General features: G+C 65.2%; 14 protein-coding genes and 1 riboswitch. Of the genes, 7 read left to right on the top strand and 7 right to left on the bottom strand.

All coding sequences use genetic code 11. From position 1 onward, the window contains the following. Positions 1-8: 8 nt before the first annotated feature. Complete coding sequence (locus ABIB27_RS10210) at positions 9-689, bottom strand: histidine phosphatase family protein (RefSeq protein WP_354215241.1); 681 nt, start codon at positions 687-689, stop codon at positions 9-11. Positions 690-732: 43 nt separating this feature from the next. On the opposite strand from ABIB27_RS10210, the gene ABIB27_RS10205 reads away from it, so the two are divergent. Beyond that, positions 733-1,518 carry a CPBP family intramembrane glutamic endopeptidase gene (locus ABIB27_RS10205; RefSeq protein ID WP_354215242.1) on the top strand — a complete coding sequence of 262 codons (786 nt, stop codon included), beginning with the start codon at positions 733-735 and terminating at the stop codon, positions 1,516-1,518. 131 nt (positions 1,519-1,649) lie between these two features. Here ABIB27_RS10205 and ABIB27_RS10200 read toward each other — a convergent pair whose 3' ends face one another. Further along, on the bottom strand, positions 1,650-2,288 hold the full coding sequence (locus tag ABIB27_RS10200; RefSeq protein WP_354215243.1) for a VOC family protein: 639 nt from the start codon (positions 2,286-2,288) through the stop codon (positions 1,650-1,652). 204 nt (positions 2,289-2,492) lie between these two features. Here ABIB27_RS10200 and ABIB27_RS10195 point away from each other — a divergent pair, with 204 nt between their 5' ends. Then, positions 2,493-3,818 carry a bifunctional o-acetylhomoserine/o-acetylserine sulfhydrylase gene (locus ABIB27_RS10195; RefSeq protein WP_354215244.1) on the top strand — a complete coding sequence of 442 codons (1,326 nt, stop codon included), beginning with the start codon at positions 2,493-2,495 and terminating at the stop codon, positions 3,816-3,818. 75 nt (positions 3,819-3,893) lie between these two features. Further along, positions 3,894-4,008: riboswitch (SAM riboswitch) on the top strand. Between the two features lie 13 nt (positions 4,009-4,021). Further along, positions 4,022-5,137 carry a homoserine O-acetyltransferase MetX gene (metX, locus tag ABIB27_RS10190; RefSeq protein WP_354215245.1) on the top strand — a complete coding sequence of 372 codons (1,116 nt, stop codon included), beginning with the start codon at positions 4,022-4,024 and terminating at the stop codon, positions 5,135-5,137. 72 nt (positions 5,138-5,209) lie between these two features. On the opposite strand, the gene ABIB27_RS10185 is transcribed toward metX, so the two are convergent. Beyond that, complete coding sequence (locus ABIB27_RS10185) at positions 5,210-5,725, bottom strand: hypothetical protein (RefSeq protein ID WP_354215246.1); 516 nt, start codon at positions 5,723-5,725, stop codon at positions 5,210-5,212. A gap of 401 nt (positions 5,726-6,126) precedes the next feature. Next, positions 6,127-6,921, bottom strand: coding sequence for an SGNH/GDSL hydrolase family protein (locus tag ABIB27_RS10180; RefSeq protein ID WP_354215360.1), 795 nt, complete (start codon positions 6,919-6,921; stop codon positions 6,127-6,129). 149 nt (positions 6,922-7,070) lie between these two features. On the opposite strand from ABIB27_RS10180, the gene ABIB27_RS10175 reads away from it, so the two are divergent. Further along, complete coding sequence (locus tag ABIB27_RS10175; protein ID WP_354215247.1) at positions 7,071-7,721, top strand: alpha/beta hydrolase; 651 nt, start codon at positions 7,071-7,073, stop codon at positions 7,719-7,721. A gap of 82 nt (positions 7,722-7,803) precedes the next feature. On the opposite strand, the gene ABIB27_RS10170 is transcribed toward ABIB27_RS10175, so the two are convergent. Next, complete coding sequence (locus tag ABIB27_RS10170; protein ID WP_354215248.1) at positions 7,804-8,037, bottom strand: RNA-binding S4 domain-containing protein; 234 nt, start codon at positions 8,035-8,037, stop codon at positions 7,804-7,806. A gap of 33 nt (positions 8,038-8,070) precedes the next feature. Here ABIB27_RS10170 and ABIB27_RS10165 point away from each other — a divergent pair, with 33 nt between their 5' ends. The 3 genes from ABIB27_RS10165 to ABIB27_RS10155 all read left to right on the top strand — a co-directional run bounded on the left by ABIB27_RS10165 (position 8,071) and on the right by ABIB27_RS10155 (position 11,696). Beyond that, a complete protein-coding gene (locus tag ABIB27_RS10165) occupies positions 8,071-9,087 on the top strand; it encodes a DMT family transporter (protein ID WP_354215249.1) in 1,017 nt (338 codons plus the stop codon). A 189-nt stretch (positions 9,088-9,276) separates the two neighbouring features. After that, entirely contained in the window at positions 9,277-10,662 is a 1,386-nt protein-coding gene (locus tag ABIB27_RS10160) for a glycine--tRNA ligase (RefSeq protein WP_354215250.1), read from the top strand. Positions 10,663-10,664: 2 nt separating this feature from the next. Then, positions 10,665-11,696 (top strand): GNAT family N-acetyltransferase, encoded by a 1,032-nt coding sequence (locus ABIB27_RS10155; RefSeq protein WP_354215251.1) that lies wholly within the window; start codon positions 10,665-10,667, stop codon positions 11,694-11,696. A 94-nt stretch (positions 11,697-11,790) separates the two neighbouring features. Here the strand turns inward: ABIB27_RS10155 and ABIB27_RS10150 are convergent, their stop codons facing one another. Further along, entirely contained in the window at positions 11,791-12,465 is a 675-nt protein-coding gene (locus ABIB27_RS10150; RefSeq protein WP_354253852.1) for a TIGR00366 family protein, read from the bottom strand. A 14-nt stretch (positions 12,466-12,479) separates the two neighbouring features. After that, a complete protein-coding gene (locus ABIB27_RS10145) occupies positions 12,480-12,752 on the bottom strand; it encodes a hypothetical protein (RefSeq protein WP_354253851.1) in 273 nt (90 codons plus the stop codon). Positions 12,753-12,859 lie beyond the last annotated feature (107 nt).

Raw genomic sequence — 12,859 nt, 5'->3', positions numbered from 1 at the left:
CATCAGCTCTAATAGATCAGCGGCGGCGCATCCAGGACGGTCGCGTCCACCCGGCGGTCCACCCACTGGGTGAACGGCATATCCAGTTCATACTTATCGAGTTCGGTGCGCACCAGGGTCCGGACCTCGGAGTTGTTCGGGTTGTTAAGCGATTCGAAGTACTCCACCGACCAGTGGAACCAGCGCATGCAGAATAGCCGCATGGTCAGTCCGTGGGTTACCAACAGTGTGTTCGGTGCGTAATCCGGTTTGGACCAATGGCGGTAGAGCGTCTCCATGAAGGATGAGATCCGGTCGTAGACGTCTGAGCCGGATTCGCCCTCCCGGAACCGGTAGAAGAAATGCCCGTAGGCGTTGCGGAGCTCCTTTTGGTCCTCGATCTCGCCGCTGATCTGGAAATTGGCCCAGTCCTGTTCGCGGAGGCGCGGTTCCTCGATCACCCGCTCGGTCAGGTTACCCAGGTTGAGTGCCTCGAGGGTCTGGTATGCCCGCAGGTAAGGCGAAACATACACGCAGACCTGCCTGCCTTCCAGCTCACGGCGGATCCGTTCGCCGGCCGCTGTGGCCTGCTCCAGGCCGAGGGGAGTCAGTGGAATCCGATAGTCCGGGACCCTGTTGTAGATGGACGTATCGACGTTGGCCGTGGACTGGCCGTGCCTGACCATGATGATTTTTCCTGGCGCGCTCATAAGCCCCAAGCATAAGTGGGTGTTAACCCGGCAAGATGGAACCATGTTGGTTCCCTCGCGCCGTCGGCTGCGTATCGAAGTCTGGATTGTGCTTGGACTGTCCCTGGGGCAGTCCGCCGTGTACTCAGTGGTTCAACTGCTGGACAAGATGTCGCGGGCCCCGCTTGCGGAGGGAACCTCCACGCTGAACCAGTCGCGGAGTTCCCGCGAATACTTCGACCTCACGTACCAGTTGCTGGATATTATCTTTGCCCTGGTACCCGTGCTCCTGGTTATCTACTTCCTCACGGACCAACGGCAGTCGGGCGCGGGCGCGGGCGTGAGCACGCACGGCAGTTCGGCCTTCCAGAAGCTCGGATTCAATTTCGCCAGGCCGGGCCGTGACCTGTTGCAGGGCCTTGGCCTCGCAGCACTGATCGGGATTCCATCGCTGGGCCTCTATGCCGCGGGCCGGGCGCTGGGAATCACTACCGCCATCATTCCCAGCGCACTCGACGCCCACTGGTGGACCATTCCCGTGCTGATCCTCTCCGCCCTGCGGCATGCCGTGGTGGAGGAAGTCATAGTGGTGGGCTACCTCCTGGACCGCTTCGGCAAGTTCGGCTGGAGCATACCGCTGGCAATTTTTACCAGTTCCCTGCTCCGCGGCACCTATCACCTGTACCAGGGATTCGGGCCGTTCTTCGGCAACGTCGTTATGGGGGTGGTGTTCGCTTGGCTTTATACCAGGACGAAGCGGGTGATGCCGCTGGTCATCGCCCATGCGGTGCTGGACATTGTGGCTTTTGTGGGCTTTAGCTTGTTCGGCCGGGCTGTTGGCTTGGGGTGACGCGGCTGGGTTCCGTTAAAGCGATTCGGCCGCCGTCGGCAGGTGACGTCGTTGTCACGCGCTGATGGCGGCCGAAGATGTGATCCGGGCAGCGCTGCCCGGGGGATCGGATATTGGTCGGAAACGGACCGTCAGATGGTGACGGCTCCGGTGGCAGTTTCGAACGTCACGGACAGGATGCCTGGGGTTCCCTTCGGTGCAACCCACTCGACTGCCACGTCCTCCAACGGCTTCTCTACCGGTTCACCCAGCCAAGCCGTCACTCGCTCGGCGGACCCGGCGATAGTCAGGCAGCTCATCTTGACGTTGCTCTCATAGGCGTTGGACGGGTGGAGGGAGGGGTCGCCCTCCCACTTGAGCATGTAGGGAACCTGCGGGTCCGCGATCAGGCCCAGGATGCCGATCTGCTTCCAGGCCAGCTCACGACCGTCCGGGAACTTGCGGTTGCCGTTGACGGCGGCCCGGCCCAGGCGGTCTTCGAACGGGGCGAGGTCGTCCACTTCGACGCACCATCCCATCCAGCCGCCGCCGGCTTCGGACCGTGCCCGGACAGCCTGCCCGAAGGGAGCCTTGTCCGAAGCCGGGTGGTTCAGAACCTCTACAACTTCCAGGTATTTGTGGTCGGCGAGGGGAATGATCATGTTTCGGGTTCCGAAACGGGGGTGCACTCCACCCTTCACGGCTTCAACGCCGAGGGCGGACGAAATACGTTCGGTGGTGGCAACGAGGCCATCTTGTTCACAGGCGTAAGAGACGTGATCCATGCGCATGCCATCATCTTGGCACTTTGTGATGCGCCTCTCAGCTAAGGGTTGCCTTACCAGGTTTTGTGTTTCGGCAGCCCATCGACACCCGCGCACAACAACCCTGAAAACCGCCCCTGACCACCTTCGTCACAATCCTGTTACCGGCCCGGAAGCCTTCCTACACTGAACGCACATGCGCAGTGCCATATCTCGTCAAAGGAGCCCTGAATGTCGAACGGATGGTCTTTCGAAACCCGCCAGATCCATGCTGGCCAGGAGCCGGACAGCGCCACAGGCGCCCGTGCCCTCCCGATTTACCAGACGACGTCGTTCGTCTTCCCCAGCGCGGAAAGCGCCGCCAACCGGTTTGCCCTCGCGGAGCTCGCGCCGATCTACACACGCATCGGCAACCCCACGCAGGATGCCGTGGAGCAGCGTATTGCCAGCCTGGAGGGCGGGCTGGCGGCCCTTCTGCTGAGTTCCGGACAGGCGGCGGAAACCTTTGCCATCCTGAACATTGCCGAGGCCGGGGACCATGTGGTGGCCAGCCCCAGCCTCTACGGCGGTACTTACAATCTCCTGGCGCACACCCTGAAGAAGTTCGGCATCTCCGTGACGTTTGTGGCGGACCCGGACAACCTGGAGCAGTGGCGGGACGCCGTGCAGCCCAACACCAAGCTCTTCTTTGCCGAGGTGGTCTCCAATCCGCGACAGGACGTGCTGGACATCGAGGGCGTGTCGCAGGCCGCCCACGATGCCGGCGTGCCGCTGATCGTGGACAACACCCTGTCCACGCCTTACCTGATCCGCCCGCTCGAATGGGGCGCAGACATTGTGCTCCATTCGGCGACCAAGTACCTGGGCGGGCACGGCTCTGCCATCGCCGGCGTGATCGTGGACTCCGGCAATTTCGACTTCGGCAAGGACCCGGAACGGTTCCCCGGCTTCAACACTCCGGATCCGACGTACAACGGGCTCGTGTACGCCCGGGATCTCGGGGCCGGAGGGGCGCTCGGCGCCAACCTGTCCTACATCCTGAAGGCGCGGGTCCAGCTGCTTCGTGACCTCGGCTCGGCGGTGTCCCCGTTCAACGCCTTCCTGATTGCCCAGGGGCTGGAGACGCTGAGCCTGCGGGTGGAACGGCACGTGGCCAACGCAGTCGACGTTGCGCGCTGGCTGGAGGCAAGGGACGACGTCGAATCGGTCGCCTATGCGGGTCTGCCGTCCAGCCCCTGGTACGAACGGGGCCGCAAGTACGGTCCCAAGGGCACCGGTGCCGTGGTTGGATTCACCCTGGCCGGCGGGGCGGAAGCAGGCAAGCGCTTCGTGGACGCCCTGGATCTCCACTCGCACGTGGCCAACATCGGGGACGTCCGCTCGCTGGTCATCCACCCGGCGTCCACCACGCACAGCCAGCTCCCACCCGAGCAGCAGGCCATCGCCGGTGTGACACCGGGGCTGGTGCGTCTATCGGTGGGCATCGAACACATTGATGACATCATCGCCGACCTCGAAGCAGGGTTCCGGGCGGCCAAGGGCGCGGCCGTCAGCTGAGCCAGGAAGCCCCGCGAAGTCACAACCAGTCACACTCTTAGCCAGAGGCCGGGGCTGTTTCGTACACTCGAAGCAGGTCATGAGTGTCAGCGACAGCCCCGGCTTGCTGGCCGGCAACCCTCTTCCGTGGCGGGGTGCCCCGGGTGAGGACCTGGCCAGCCGGTCAAATGACGGCGGGCAAGCGCGTAGAAGAGGTCCTTTCCATGACGATCACCATCTCCCGAACTGCGGCTCCCGGAAACGGCGTGGTCCGCTACGCCAGCATTGGCGGCCTGCAGCTCGAAGCCGGCGGCAACCTGCCGGACGTCACTCTGGCATACGAAACGTGGGGAACGCTGAACGCGGACGGCTCCAATGCCGTCCTGATTGAGCATGCTCTGACCGGCAGCACGCACGTGACGCGCGGCGACAGCGACGAGCCCGGCTGGTGGGAGCAGCTGGCCGGACCCGGTGCGCCGGTGGACACTGACCGTTTCTTTGTGGTCTCCATCAACATTGTGGGCGGCTGCTACGGCTCCACCGGCCCGTCGTCGGAAGCCCCTGATGGAAAGCCATGGGGATCCCGTTTTCCGTTGGTGACGCTGCGTGACACCACGGAGGCTGAGGCGCGGCTGGCTGACCAGTTGGGCATTCACAGCTGGTTTGCCGTGCTGGGCGGCTCGTTGGGCGGCGCGCGTGCGCTGGAGTGGGCGGTCAGCTTCCCGGAACGGGTGCAGCGCTGCGCTGTGATCTCGGTCGGGGCGGCGAGTACGGCCGAACAGATCGCGTTCGCCCAGGCGCAGACCCTCGCCATCCGGCAGGACATCAACTTTAACGACGGCGACTACTACGGCGGACCGTTGCCCCAGGACGGCCTGGCGCTGGCCCGCCGCATCGCCCACATCACTTACCGTTCGGCAGAGGAACTCGACGGCCGTTTCGGACGCTCAGCGCAGCTTCCCGAATCACCGCTTCGGGCCGCAGCGTTGGGGGAGCGCGGGCGCTATCAGGTGGAAAGCTACCTGGACCACCAAGGGAAAAAGCTGGTGAGCCGCTTTGACGCCAACAGTTACATCGCGCTCACCGATGCATTGATGAGCCACGATGTCAGCCGCGGCCGGGGCTCCCTGGACGAGGCTCTTGGCCGCGCCACCGCCAGGTTCTTCGTGGCGGCCGTGGACAGCGACCGGTTGTACTTTCCGTCGCAGTCCCGCGAACTGGCCGACGCGCTCCCCGGCGAGGTGGACGTCCATGTCATCGAGGCTCCGATCGGCCACGACGGCTTCCTGACCGAGATCGGCCAGCTCGGCAACCAGCTGCGGAGCGTGTTCCTGGTCTAGGACGGGTTCCAGGTTTAGGGCCCGTTCTGGTTCAGGGCGGAGGTTCCCTGCCGCCGAGGTTCTGGGCGGGGATCAGCCGTTCATGATGTCGGAGCGGCGCTTCATGTATTCCTCCATGGCCAGTTCACCATTGCTGTACTGCTGGTCCAGCTCGGCTAGCTTCCGGGCGCGGTAGCCCTGCGGGGCCGACGGCGGCGGGGGAGTCGCCGGGGCAGAGGGGGCCTTGGGTGTTTCTGCACTGCGCTGCTGCCCGTTCTGGGGCTCCCCATACTGTTGCGGCTGACCGTACGGCGGGAACTGCTGGCCGGGGAACTGCTGGTCGGCGGGCGGAACAGGCTGTATCGGCGGGAGTGGCTGGCTCGGCGGCAGGGGCTGCGGGCTCATGATCTCGCGGTAGCCGCCGCTCATGTAATCCTGCTGCGTGTAGCCATCGCGGGGCTGCCGGTTTTGCTGTCCGGGAAACTGACCGGGGTAGCCGCCGGAGAACCCCTGCCCCTGATTCCGTTTGTTGACAGATTTCCGGTACATCCGCATCGCAATCGGAATCACGAACGACAGGATGATGATCCAGAAAAACAAGCTGTTCACGGTGTAGCGCCTCTCATATGTGTCCTTCCAGCTTAAGCCCCGGCCAGCCTAAGTCTCCGGAGCCACCCAGACGGCCCGGATTCCCAGGAAAGCCCCGTCCCGGTCCACGGCGCACTGCACCGCACGCTCCACGGCTTTGCCCCGCGTCGTGCCGCGAAGGGGCCCGATCGGGCGCGTCGAACACACGGATGTCCAGCTCGCAGCGACCGGGACAGAGGATGTGCCGCCAGAAACCGGCCAGCCGCCTTTTCAGCAGGACCACGTGCATCGGCGCACCGTCCACGGGAACGCGGGAGCGATGCCGCCCAGATAATGCCCGGCGGCGGAATAGCCCATCACGTATTCGTCGTAGCACTGGATCAGGTCGATCCGCCGAGTGGGGCCGGGCGCCGCGCCGGCGGCTAGCGGCGGACGTCGGTGGTGCCCAGCGGACCCTCACCGGAACCCAAGGGGACGCCCGGACCGAACACCGGCCCCGGCGTCGGGCGTTTTGCGGTAATGCCGTCGCCGGAGGAGCGGTTGCGCAGCCGCCGCACCACCCACGGGACAAAGTGCGTGCGGGCCCACACCAAATCCCCGGACCGGGCTTCGCGCCACGTGCGCTGTGGCATTGACTTGGGCAGAAGCGGCTCCAGCGTGTGGTTCACATTGAGCGAGTCCAGCACCATGGCGGCGATGGTGTGGTGCCCCAGCGGTGAAAAATGCAGGCGGTCCTCGTCCCACATCTGCGGATCATTCAGCTGTTTGAGCGACCACATGTCGGCAATGATGGCGTCGTGGCGTGCCGCCACGGTGCGGAGGTTCTCGTTGTAGATGGCCACTTTGCTGCGGATCCGCCCCAAAACAGAGGAACCCGTGTCCGGGCCGTTGAACAGCACCACCGTGGCGCCGCCCATCGCCAGGATCTGGACCACCGAATCGAGCTTTTCCGCGAGGGCGTCGGGGTCGCCGCCGGGCCTGATGAGGTCGTTTCCGCCGGCGGAAAGGGTCACGAGGTCCGGCTTGAGAGCCAGGCACGCGGCGAGTTGCTGGTCCACGATCTGCTGCAGGAGCCGGCCGCGGACGGCCAGGTTGGCATAGGCAAAATCGTCCTGGCCGCGGCCCAGTTCCTCGGCTACGCGGTCAGCCCAGCCGCGGTATCCGCCGGGGCTCGAAGGTTCGGGGTCCCCGATGCCCTCCGTAAAGGAATCTCCCATGGCTACATAGCGGCTCCACGGGTGGGATTCCGTAACCGTGTGCGGATTCTGCAGGGCTCTCGCGTCACTCACCGTCCTATCCTGCCCCTTCGTCCGTAAGCTACGCCACCGTAGGTAGTTACCGGCGGGTAACTGTAAGAATGGAAACCATGACTGACGCCCAAGTATTTCCCGCCCCTGTTGTTATGTGGTCCCGGCCCGAGGACCAGCGCTCCGGACGGCCGCTGCTGGTGCTGCTCCACGGCTATGGCGCCAACGAACAGGACCTGCTGAGCCTGGCGGATCTGCTGCCCGAGGAAATTGTGGTTGCCTCGCTCAGGGCGCCGCTGCCCACTGGTCCGGGCTTCATGTGGTTCCCGCTGACGGCCTCGATCGATTACACCCTGGACGCCGTCAAGGAGGCGGCCGGCTACGTGCAGGGCTGGATCGACTCCGTCAAGGCCCACCACCCGTCCGTGACCCTGCTGGGCTTTTCCATGGGCATGGCCATGGCCACCACGCTGCTCCGGCAGCGGCCCACCGACTACGCCGCCGTCGTCGGGCTTTCCGGCTTTGTGATTGATGCCGACGGCGATCCCGCGTTCCGGGACAGCGAACTGGACGGATCCGTCCCTCTGTTCTGGGGCCGCGACCAGCAGGATCCGGTGATCACTCCGGACAAGATCGAATACACCATGGGCTGGGTCCGTGGGCACGTCAAGCTCACCAAGGTGCTCTATACCGGGATGTGGCACGGCATCAACCAGCAGGAGATCGGGCACGTCTCCGAGTTCCTGACCCACGAGGTGCTGAACAAGTAACAGACACCACAAGCAACGGACGACGGCGGCCCGCGGCTAAGTGGCGCTGGCCGCGCCGTTGTTGTTGTCGCGAGTGCGGGTGTCAGGCTTCGGGAGCGCTGACCCTGACCGTCTGGCCATTTACCGTCACGGTATCGCCGTTGTGCAGCTGGCGGCCGCGCCGTTCGTCGATCTCGCCGTTGACCTTGACGAGTCCGTTCTTGATGAGCTCGGCGGCTTCCACGCCGTCCTCCACCAGGCTGGCGAGCTTCAGGAGCTGGCCGAGGCGGATCATGCTGTCACGGATGGGGATCTCTTCAATGTCCTGGTTGCTCATACCAGCAATAATGCCTGACGTAAGGTGAATTCAATGACCCACACCCCACGGCTGCCACTGCTCGCCGGCCTTCCGCTGGCAGTCGGGGCGGGACTGGCCATTCCCGTCCAAGGGCGCATCAACGGCGCCCTGGGGGCAAGGCTCAACGACGGCATCGCCGCGGCTGTTGTGGGGTTCAGCACCGGCCTGGTGCTGATGATCGTGATCTCCCTGGTCATGCCCAGTGGCCGCGCCGGGCTTGCGAGGATCCTGCCGGCGGTTCGGAGCCGGGCCTTCCCGCCCGTATATGTCCTGGCCGGCGGGATCGGTGCCTTTTTTGTGTTCGCACAGTCCTTCACCGTCGGCGTCCTGGGCGTGGCCCTGTTTACGGTGGCAGTGGTGACCGGCCAGACGCTGAGTGGCCTGCTAGTGGACCGGCTGGGCATCGGACCTGCCGGCAAACGGGCTGTGACCGCGATGCGGGTGGTGGGCTGCGTGCTGACCGTGGCCGCGGTGGCATGGGCTGTTTCGCCGCGGCTGGCCGGCTCCGGCTTGCAGGGCGGCACTGGCACCTCCCTGGACGGCACCTCGCTGAACGGCGCAGGCGGCCCGGAGTTGGTCCTGCCGCTGATCCTCCCCGTCCTGGCAGGGTTCCTCATGAGTTTCCAGCAGGCCATGAACGGGACGGCCACGGTCCATTACCGCTCGCCCATTGCGGCCACACTGGTCAACTTCGTCGCCGGTGCGGTGTTGCTGTGGATTGCCTTGGGCATCAAAGTGGCGTTGCTCGGACCGGGCAATCCGTTGCCGGCCGAATGGTGGTACTACCTGGGCGGGCCCATGGGCTGCATCTTTATTGGCCTGGGTGCGCTGCTGGTCCGCAGCCTGGGAGTGCTGGTCACAGGGCTGGGCATGATCGCGGGGCAACTTCTGGGTTCGCTGGGCTTGGACCTCCTGGTGCCGGCGCCGGGGACTGTCGTGGAGTTGACCACCGTCCTGGGCACCCTGCTGACGCTGGGCGCTATTATCTTGGCCACCCTGCCTTGGCCCCGGGGTGCCTTCCGCCGGTAGCGCTTTCCCGGCGCAGTGGCCGGTAGGCTAGGACACGCAGTCCGCTGCACCTTGTTCCCAGCACCGTTCCCAGCCCCTTGTTTCGTTCATTCGCCCCGCCCGCAGTCAGCGGGATTGCACACCCGTGCATCGGGGCCAGATAAACCGCGGACCGCACCCAGCGGCCCTGTAGAAAATTGGAGTTCCACCATGGCACCAAAGTCCGTACTCGACCAGGTCATTTCCCTCTCCAAGCGGAGGGGTTTCGTGTTCCAGGCCGGTGAGATCTACGGTGGTTCGCGTTCTGCCTGGGACTACGGGCCCCTGGGTGCCGAGCTGAAGGAAAACATCAAGCGCCAGTGGTGGCAGTCCATGGTCCGCGGCCGCGAAGATGTGGTTGGCCTGGACTCGTCCGTCATCCTGCCCCGCCAGGTATGGGAAGCCTCCGGCCACGTTGAGGTCTTCTCCGACCCCCTGGTGGAGTGCCTCTCCTGCCACAAGCGCTACCGTGCAGACCACCTTGAGGAAGAGTATGAGGAAAAGAAGGGCCGCCCCGCCGAAAACGGCCTGAAGGACATCGCCTGCGCCAACTGCGGCACCCGTGGCGAATGGACCGCACCGCAGGAATTTTCCGGCCTCCTCAAGACCTTCCTCGGCCCGGTGGCCAGCGAGGAAGGCATGCACTACCTGCGTCCGGAAACGGCCCAGGGCATTTTTGTGAACTTCAACAACGTCCTCACCACGTCCCGGAAAAAGCCGCCGTTCGGCATCGGCCAGATCGGCAAGTCCTTCCGGAACGAGATCACCCCGGGCAACTTCATCTTCCGCACCCGCGAGTTCGAGCAGATGGAAATGGAGTTCTTCGTCGAGCCCGGCACGGACGAAGAGTGGCACCAGTACTGGATGAAGGAGCGCATGTCCTGGTACACCGGCCTGGGCATCCGCGAGGACAACCTGCGTTTCTTCGAGCACCCGCTGGAAAAGCTCAGCCACTACTCCAAGGGCACCACCGACATCGAATACCGCTTCGGTTTCCAGGGTTCGGAATGGGGCGAGCTGGAGGGCATCGCCAACCGCACCGACTTTGACCTCTCCACGCATTCCAAGGCGTCCGGCCAGGACCTGAGCTACTTCAACCAGGCCACCAATGAGCGCTACACCCCGTACGTGATCGAGCCGGCCGCCGGCCTGACTCGATCGTTCATGGCCTTCCTCGTGGATGCTTACACCGAGGACGAGGCACCCAACGCCAAGGGCGGCGTCGATGTCCGCACTGTGCTGAAACTTGATCCGCGCCTGGCCCCGGTCAAGGCCGCCGTCCTGCCGCTGAGCCGCAACGAGGACCTGTCACCGAAGGCCAAGGACCTGGGCGCCAAGCTGCGCAAGAACTGGAACATCGACTTCGACGACGCCGGCGCGATCGGCCGCCGCTACCGCCGCCAGGATGAGATCGGCACCCCGTTCTGCATCACCGTGGACTTCGACACCCTCGAGGACCAGGCCGTGACCATCCGTGAGCGGGACACGATGAGCCAGGAACGCGTCTCGCTGGACAAGGTGGAAGGCTACCTGGCCGCCCGCCTGATCGGCGCCTGAGAATGGCCATCGAATACCGCGAATGGCGCGACGGCGATGACCTGGCGCTGCTCGAAATCTGGGGCGGCACGGAGACCGAGCAGGCCCGGCAGTTCCGCGGGGCCCTGACCGTCTCGTCTGCCGGCAACGACGGGACCCCGTGGCGGCGAACCATCGTGGCCGAGGACGTGATCGACGGCGTCGGCATTCCGGTAGCGGCCGGCGTGGTCTACGAAGCCTCGCTGCACCCCGAACGGCTGTGGGCGTACATTGAGGTGGCGCGCGACCACCGGCGCTCCGGCATCGGTGCCACGCTCCTGACCATGCTGCGCCGCGAAGCCGAGCGGGCGCCGTCGGGCGTTGCCAGGCTCCGCGCGAAGGTGCAGCCCGGCAGCCCTGGCGCGGCGTTTGCCGAGTCGTTCGGGCTCTCGCCCATCCAGCGCTCCCGGCTGGTTGTGGTGGACCCCGGCGCGCTGAAGCTGCCGGTGTTCCCTGGCAAGGACGATGGCGGCCGGCCGGCGAACGATGAGAACGCCGGTTCCGATGTGGTCATGGACCTCGCCACGGGCTCTGTTGAGCTGACCGACCTGGTGGGGCGGTACTACACGTCCATCCACGGCTGGGATTCGCCGGGCGTGTTGTCGGTGGGGCAGGTGCAGAAGCTGTTCCTGGACGACCTCACCGGCGCGCACGGTGCCATTGTGTTGCGTGCTGAGCCGGAATCCGCTTTTGGCGCCGGGGTTGCGCCCAGCAAAAAGGGCCGCATCCGGGCGTTTGCAGTGAGCTACGCCCAGCCGGCCCAGGACCCGACGGCGGCCACCGCATCCGCCCAAGGGCATCAGGCGACGGACGTCTTTGTGGGCCACGAACCCGCACTGGACGCCGACGACGCCGCAGCCGCGGTCCGCGACCTCCTCGCGCTTCTCGCGTACCAGCACCCGGTCATGCTGGAACTGGACGATTCGATGACGGCCCTGCGCGCCGCCGTCGAGCCCTTGCTGGAAAGCGGCACGGCCCGCCAGCAGGGGGCCGACACGCTGGTCGTCTCGGACTGACCTGTCGGGCCCAGGCGGCCCAGCCGTCCGCATCTGAGTAGCGCCAAGTCGTTTGAACCCTTAAAACGACTTGGCGCTATCCAGTTAAGTCCTGCTACGGCACGGCCGTTCCGGCTGGGAGCACAGGTGGCACGAAGTTGAACGTCATCCCGAGCAGCCACACGAGCAGCCGCACCACCGGCAGGTGCAAGACAAACTGCAGGAACGTGAATCCCATCAGGTCACGGGCGCGCAGCCTCAGCACCGCCAGGAGCGGCAGCATAAAGAACGGGTTGCCCAGATTGGGCAGCGCCTCGGCGATGTTGTAGATCTGCACGGTCCGGCCAAGGTTCATCTGGACATCGGTGGCTAACTGCATGACATACGGCGCCTCGACGAGCCATTTGCCGCCGTCGGAGGGCACAAGCAGGCCTAGCAGGGCCGTATACAAGGCGATGACGACGGCGAACGCGCCGCCACCGCCGATGTCCGAGAAAAACTCGGCCAGGTGTGAGGACAGGGTCATGCCGCCGTTGCCGGTGGCCCTGGTCAGGATGGCTGCCATGGCGGAGAGCGGGAACTGAACCAGGATTCCGGCGGTCGGGGGACGGCCTTGTTGACCGCCTGCAGGAAGTTCCGCGGAGTTCCGTGCAGCACGAGGCCCAGGATCAGGAACACCAGCAGGGACCCGTTGCGGTGCCGCTGCGACGGGTTCGTCGTCGAGTTCGACGCCGAGATCCTCTGCGGTGCGGATCGCACCGCCCTGGGGTGCAGAGAAATGCGCGATCACGGTGGTCAGTTCCGTCAGGATCGCCAGGTGAAGATAGTGGTGCCGAAGTCCAGCACGCCGGTGATCTCCAGCAAGGCGGGCGGGAGGGACGCCGCCGTGGCCTGCAACTGCGCAGCGGAGGAGGACAGGCCCAGCGCCCAGACTGCGCCACGGCGGTGCGGGCAGCGGCCGGGATCAGGGCGAGCCGGATGATGAGCCTGGCTACGGGCGGCGACGGCGATGAGGACGACGCCCGCCAGGGGAAAGATGTAGGCGCCCGGGAATCCTTTCTCGGTCCAGGCCGCCATCTTTTGGGCTACCTAGTAGTACTTAGTTAGGTTGGGCCTCGTGGGTGGCAGTAGGGGCAGTATCCGGTCCGTGCGGCGACGAGGTGTTGGAGCTCGCGGAGGATGCC

It is taken from the genome of Arthrobacter sp. UYEF21 (assembly GCF_040546085.1).
GTDB lineage: Bacteria > Actinomycetota > Actinomycetes > Actinomycetales > Micrococcaceae > Arthrobacter.
The sequence above is the reverse complement of the archived record's forward strand: the minus strand, read 5'-3'. Positions and strand labels throughout refer to the sequence as shown.

Bases quoted from the DNA above. Each gene is read 5' to 3' on its own strand.
- ABIB27_RS10210 (WP_354215241.1), bottom strand. From the start codon at position 689: ATGAGCGCGCCAGGAAAAATCATCATGGTCAGGCACGGCCAGTCCACG.
- ABIB27_RS10205 (WP_354215242.1), top strand. From the start codon at position 733: ATGTTGGTTCCCTCGCGCCGTCGGCTGCGTATCGAAGTCTGGATTGTG.
- ABIB27_RS10200 (WP_354215243.1), bottom strand. From the start codon at position 2,288: ATGCGCATGGATCACGTCTCTTACGCCTGTGAACAAGATGGCCTCGTT.
- ABIB27_RS10195 (WP_354215244.1), top strand. From the start codon at position 2,493: ATGTCGAACGGATGGTCTTTCGAAACCCGCCAGATCCATGCTGGCCAG.
- metX (WP_354215245.1), top strand. From the start codon at position 4,022: ATGACGATCACCATCTCCCGAACTGCGGCTCCCGGAAACGGCGTGGTC.
- ABIB27_RS10180 (WP_354215360.1), bottom strand. From the start codon at position 6,921: ATGGGAGATTCCTTTACGGAGGGCATCGGGGACCCCGAACCTTCGAGC.
- ABIB27_RS10175 (WP_354215247.1), top strand. From the start codon at position 7,071: ATGACTGACGCCCAAGTATTTCCCGCCCCTGTTGTTATGTGGTCCCGG.
- ABIB27_RS10170 (WP_354215248.1), bottom strand. From the start codon at position 8,037: ATGAGCAACCAGGACATTGAAGAGATCCCCATCCGTGACAGCATGATC.
- ABIB27_RS10165 (WP_354215249.1), top strand. From the start codon at position 8,071: ATGACCCACACCCCACGGCTGCCACTGCTCGCCGGCCTTCCGCTGGCA.
- ABIB27_RS10160 (WP_354215250.1), top strand. From the start codon at position 9,277: ATGGCACCAAAGTCCGTACTCGACCAGGTCATTTCCCTCTCCAAGCGG.
- ABIB27_RS10155 (WP_354215251.1), top strand. From the start codon at position 10,665: ATGGCCATCGAATACCGCGAATGGCGCGACGGCGATGACCTGGCGCTG.
- ABIB27_RS10145 (WP_354253851.1), bottom strand. From the start codon at position 12,752: ATGGCGGCCTGGACCGAGAAAGGATTCCCGGGCGCCTACATCTTTCCC.